5 protein-coding genes are annotated in these 5,091 nt (G+C 74.2%); all 5 read left to right on the top strand.

Annotated elements, in window-relative coordinates; genetic code table 11:
- Positions 1–256 precede the first annotated feature (256 nt).
- Positions 257–931, top strand: a complete 675-nt coding sequence (locus AB0G13_RS26235; RefSeq protein ID WP_357879396.1) for a tryptophan 2,3-dioxygenase family protein — start codon at positions 257–259, stop codon at positions 929–931.
- 100 nt (positions 932–1,031) lie between these two features.
- Complete coding sequence (locus tag AB0G13_RS26230) at positions 1,032–2,336, top strand: tryptophan 2,3-dioxygenase family protein (protein ID WP_357879394.1); 1,305 nt, start codon at positions 1,032–1,034, stop codon at positions 2,334–2,336.
- Entirely contained in the window at positions 2,333–3,511 is a 1,179-nt protein-coding gene (locus AB0G13_RS26225) for an aminotransferase class V-fold PLP-dependent enzyme (protein ID WP_357879392.1), read from the top strand. Before AB0G13_RS26230 ends, AB0G13_RS26225 begins: the two co-directional genes overlap by 4 nt.
- The gene (locus AB0G13_RS26220) at positions 3,508–4,539 is read left to right on the top strand and encodes a methyltransferase (RefSeq protein WP_357879389.1); all 1,032 of its coding nucleotides are present in this window, start codon (positions 3,508–3,510) and stop codon (positions 4,537–4,539) included. Before AB0G13_RS26225 ends, AB0G13_RS26220 begins: the two co-directional genes overlap by 4 nt.
- A gap of 109 nt (positions 4,540–4,648) precedes the next feature.
- A complete protein-coding gene (locus AB0G13_RS26215) occupies positions 4,649–5,020 on the top strand; it encodes a hypothetical protein (protein WP_357879386.1) in 372 nt (123 codons plus the stop codon).
- Positions 5,021–5,091 lie beyond the last annotated feature (71 nt).

Here is a 5,091-nt window from a genome sequence, read left to right as displayed (position 1 = left end):
GCCCCCCCCCGCGGGCGCCCCCCCCGCGGCGGTGTGACGTGTCAGTTGTCCGCCGCTATTGACCCCTGTTGATCTTTGTGTTATTCCACCGCCTTTACACATCGCAATAAATGGCGGAAACCTCCCCTTTCGGAGTCGGGCACGGCCCCCAACGTAGGCGTGACACATTGCCTTTCGTCGTTGCATAATGGCCGCCGCACGCGCTGTCGGGCCACCGGTTCCCGACGCAGCGACGCTGACCGAAGGGGACAATTCCGTGAAGCGGGACCACTCACCTGTTCTTCCTGGCGACGGCGCCACGGACTACGCGCGCTACATGCGCACGGACGCGCTGCTCGACCTGCAACGGAGCCCGGCGGAGATGATCCACCGCGACGAGTTGCTCTTCCAGGTGGTGCACCAGTCCACCGAGCTGTGGCTGAAGCTCGCGGCCGCGGAGCTGACCGAGGCGGTCGCCCGGGTCCGCGCCGGCGAGCCGGCGGCGGCCGAGCCGCTGCTGACCCGGGCGACGCTGGGGGTACGGCTGGTCACCGACCAGTTGGAGATGTTCCGGCACCTCTCCCCGGCCGCCTTCGAGGCCATGCAACCGGCGCTGGGCAAGGGTTCCGGCGCCGAGTCCCCCGGCTGGCGGCGGGTCCAGGCGGCGAGCCGGCAGCTCGGCCGGGCGTTCATCGACCACCTCGCCGCGCGCGGGACCGCCCTGTCGGGGCTGCGCCGGGCGGACCCGACGGACCCCGTCCACCTGCTCGCCGAGGCGATGATGGAGTGGGACGAGCGGGTGTCGCTGTGGCGGGTGCGGCACTACCAGGCCGCCCTGCGCGTCGGCGGCCACGCGCCCGACGGCGCGGAGGCGACGGTGCTCGCCAAACTCATCGGGCACCGGTTCTTCCCCGAACTGTGGCAGGCCCGCGTCAAGTCCGTCCACGGGTGAAAGCGACCGTTCCCATGCCGACCGGTCCTGACAATCCCCACCCACCCCTTAATTCGTCAATTAACTCCCCGTCTGCGGTTGACACGGGCCGAATGTCGAGGTGCGGTTCGTGCGTGAACTGACGAGTTGGTTGTCGGGTGCCGCCGACCCGGACAATTTTCCCTACTCCCCCGTACTGGCGGAGTTCCACCGGGTCGGCAAACACTTCGTCGAAAAGGAGCTCCTCGCTTTGCTGGATTCGGTCCGGGCCCAGGTGACCGCCCCGGCGGCCGGCCCGCCGTCGCCCGCCGCCCGGCTGCTGGGCGACTTCCTCGACGTCGCGCTCGACAAGTGGGACGGCCGGTACGACTACCGCAGCTACCTGGCGCTGCGCCTGCTCCGGCTGCCCTGCGGGGCCGACGACGGGCCGGGCGGGGAGGACGGCGGACACGGCGACGGGGCGGCCGGCCACCCGGAAGGCGCGCGTCGCGACCGCGACCGGCTCCTCGTCCGCCTGGTCGCCGACGCGCTGGCGTTCGAGCTGGCCGCCGGATCCGACGCCACCGACCTGCTGCCCGAGGACCGCCCGAGCCGGGAGGTGGTGGCCAAGCGCCACCGGCTCGGCGTGCGGGCCGCGTCCCCCGCCCTCGCCCGCCTCGGCCTCGCCGGGGAGATCCACGACCGGGAGCCGGCCGCCGTGCTGCGGACCCTCGTCGCCGACGGGGATCCCGCCGCCGAGCTGGCCCTGCGGCTGAGCATGCTGCCGGTCTACGTGTCGCACGACGAGTACCTGTTCATCCGGGTGCTCCAGGCGTACGAGTGCCTCTTCGCGGGGCTCGTCGAGGAACTGCGCGCCACGATCGTCGCCCTCCGTGCCGGTCACGCGCGGCCGGCGGCCGACCGGCTGGCGTACGCCTGCGCGCAGCTCACCGCCGCCGGGCCGCTGTTCTCGCTGCTGGCCACCATGCAGCCGGCGGCCTTCCGGACCTTCCGGCAGTACACCGAGGGGGCCAGCGCCATCCAGTCCCGCTCGTACAAGCTGATGGAGTCGCTCTGCCGCACGCCGGAGGGGGCGCGGCTGGAGTCGCCCGCCTACCAGCAGGTGCCGGAGGTGCGCGACCGGGTGCACGCCGGGCAACCGTCGGTCGACGAGGCGTTCCGGGCGGCGGTGCGCGAGGGCCTGCTCACCGGCGCGGACGCCGAGCTGGTGGCAGGGGCGATGCGCACGTTCGCCGCGGCCGTGCTGCAGTGGCGACGCACGCACCACCGGCTGGCCACCCGGATGCTCGGCCCCCGCCCGGGCACCGGCTACACGGAGGGCACGCCCTACCTGGCCGCCGTCCGGTCCATTCCGGTCTTCAGCTCCGTCACCCACGATCCGGGTCCCTCGTCGCGGACCGACCCGACCGGAGGCAGCCCCGAGTGAACCCGCCCGACCCGGCACCCGGCCCCGACACGCCCGAGTGCCTCGACGCCACCGCCCAGGCCGCCCTGCGCGCCGAGTTTCCGCTGCTGAATACCTGCGTCTACCTGAACAACAACTCGACCGGGGCGGTGCCGAGGGGCGCGGAAGGCGTACTCACCGGCTACTGGGAGACGCTGCGCGGCTGGCGCGACGACGTCTGGCACGACTGGCACGTCGGCCTCGACCGGTACGCCGACTCGGTCGCCGCCCTCATCGGCGCGCCCCCGGGCAGCGTGGTCACCGACGCGAACCTGAGCACGCTGCTCGCCCGGGTCGCGTCCTGCTTCGACTACCGCGCGCCGCGCGACCGGGTCGTCACCACCGACCTGGAGTACCCGACCGTGCCGTTCATCTTCAACGCGTTCCGTCGCTACGGCGCCCGCCTCGACGTCGTCGGGTCGGGCGGTCCCCACTTCGACGAGGACGCCCTGGACGCGCGGATCGACGAGCGGACGCTGCTGGTGTGCGTCCCGCACGCCAGCTTCTCCTCCGGCGCCACCGTCGACCTGCCCCGGCTGGTGCGGCGCGCCCACGACGTCGGCGCCCTCGTGGTCGTCGACGCCTTCCAGACCGTCGGGGTCATGCCGCTGGACGTGACGGCGCTCGGCGTCGACGTCGTCCTCGGCGGCGCGCACAAGTGGCTGTGCGGGATCGCCACCGCCTTCCTCTACGTCCGCCCGGACCTGGCGACCCGGCTCGAACCGGCCGCCACCGGCTGGCAGGCCGGCGACCGGGCGCTGACCTTCCAGCCGTCGACCGGCTGGGCCGCCGACGCCCGGCGGTTCGCCGGCGGAACGCCGTTCCCCCTCACCTCGCTGGTCTCCCAGGTCGGCCTGGACCTGCTGGCCGGGGTGGGCGTCGCCGCGATCCGGCGGCACTCGCTCGCCTGCACGTCCCGGATCCTGGATCGGGCGGCGGCGGCCGGCATCGGCGTGGTCAGCCCGGTCGAGCCGCACCGGCGCGGCGGCGTGGTGTGCCTCGACGTCGCCGACGGCGAGGCGGTCAAGCGGCGACTGCTCGCGCGGGACATGGTCTGCAGCTGGCGGGGCTACCTGCGGATCGGCCCGCACGTCTACAACACCCTCGAGGAGATCGACGCGTTCATGGACGCACTGGAAGAGGAGCTGGACCGGTGAACGTCACCCTGTCACCGCGGGCGCTGATGAGCCTGCTCGCCAACGGGCCCAAGGCCATGGACGTGCTGGAGACCGCGCTCGGCATGGGGCTGCTCGACGCGCTGGAGCCGGGGCCGGTCCGCCTCGGCGAGCTCGCCGAGCGGTTCGACGTACGGCCCCTGCGGCTCTACAAGTTCCTCGACTGCCTGGAGAGCCTCGGCTTCGTCGCCCGCAGCGAGCCGGGCGACGACATCGCCACGGCCACGTACCGGGCGGTGCCCGGGCTGCGCGACGCCGTCGCGGCGGTGGTCGGCCCGGACGCCATCGAGCGCGACCGGGACCGCTACCCCTGGCGACGGTTGCACGGCCGGCTGGGCGAGAGCCTGCGCGGCGAGGTCAGCATGGGCGACGACGACTTCGCCTGGCCACCGAGGACCGACGAGCAGACCGCCGCCTTCGAGCGCAGCATGGCCGTCGGGCTCGGCCCCGTGATCGAGGCGGTGCACCGCAACGCCGACCGGCTGTGGCCGGGTCGCACGCGCCTGCTGGACGTCGGCGGCGGCGACGGCACGCTCGCCGCGCACGTCCTCGACGACGCCCCGGGGCTGCGGGCCGACGTGTACAACCTGCCGGCGGTGGCGCCGCTGGTGGAGGCCACCCGGGCCCGCAGGGGGCACGCGGACCGGCTGGGGTTCGTCGGCGGCGACTTCCTAGCCGAGCCGCTGCCGCCGGGCTACGACGCGCTGGCGTTCGTCCGGGTGCTGCACGACTGGCCGAACGAGGTCGCCCGCCGGCTCGTCGAGAAGGCGTACGCGGCCCTGGAGCCGGGCGGGATGCTGCTGATCTGCGAGGAGTTCCGCACCCCGGACCGGCTGGCGATGCAGTTCTTCTGGAGTTACTTCCTCATCGGGGTCGACACCTGCGTGAGCCGGCTGCGGGAGGTCGAGTTCTACACCGGCCTGCTCAAGGAGGTCGGCTTCGAGCGGGTGGCGGTGCTGCCCGGCGGCTGGGAGCTGGTCTGCGCGTACAAGCCGACGACCGGGACGTGACGCGAGCGCGCGGCGGCGGGTGCCGCCCCCGCGCCGCGGCGGCCCCGGCGTTTGACCGCCGGGGCCGGGGGAAGACCGTGCGCCCAGGGCCGATTCCCGAGGAGCGACGATGGCGGACGCAGGACGGGCCAGGAAGGCCACCGGGGCGCGCAAGGCCCCGATGAAGCGGGCGGCGGCGGCCAAGAAGGTGGCGACGGCCACGAAGCGGGCCACCGGGGCGAGCGCGGCCAAGTCCCCGGGCGAGAAGCCCACCACGACGACCGCCCGCGTGGCCCGGAAGAAGGACACCTCGGCGACGGCGGCCCCGGCCCGCGCCCGCAAGGCGCCGGCCACGGCCGCGCCGGCGAAGAAGGCGCCCGCGAAGAAGGCGGCGAAGGCCGCCGCGACCCGCGCCGGCGCGGCGTCGGGGACCCCGGCGCGCAAGGCGACGACCATGGAGTCCTTCGGCACCCGGCGGGCGCCCCGGACGAGCGCCCGCTGACCCGGGTCCACGCCGCCCGGGGCGGGGGTGGGCGGGTCCACCCGCCGGGCCGTCCCGGTCGATCGCCCGAC

The sequence above is a fragment of the Micromonospora sp. NPDC023633 genome, from assembly GCF_040640035.1.
Lineage (GTDB): Bacteria > Actinomycetota > Actinomycetes > Mycobacteriales > Micromonosporaceae > Micromonospora.
The sequence above is the reverse complement of the archived record's forward strand: the minus strand, read 5'-3'. Positions and strand labels throughout refer to the sequence as shown.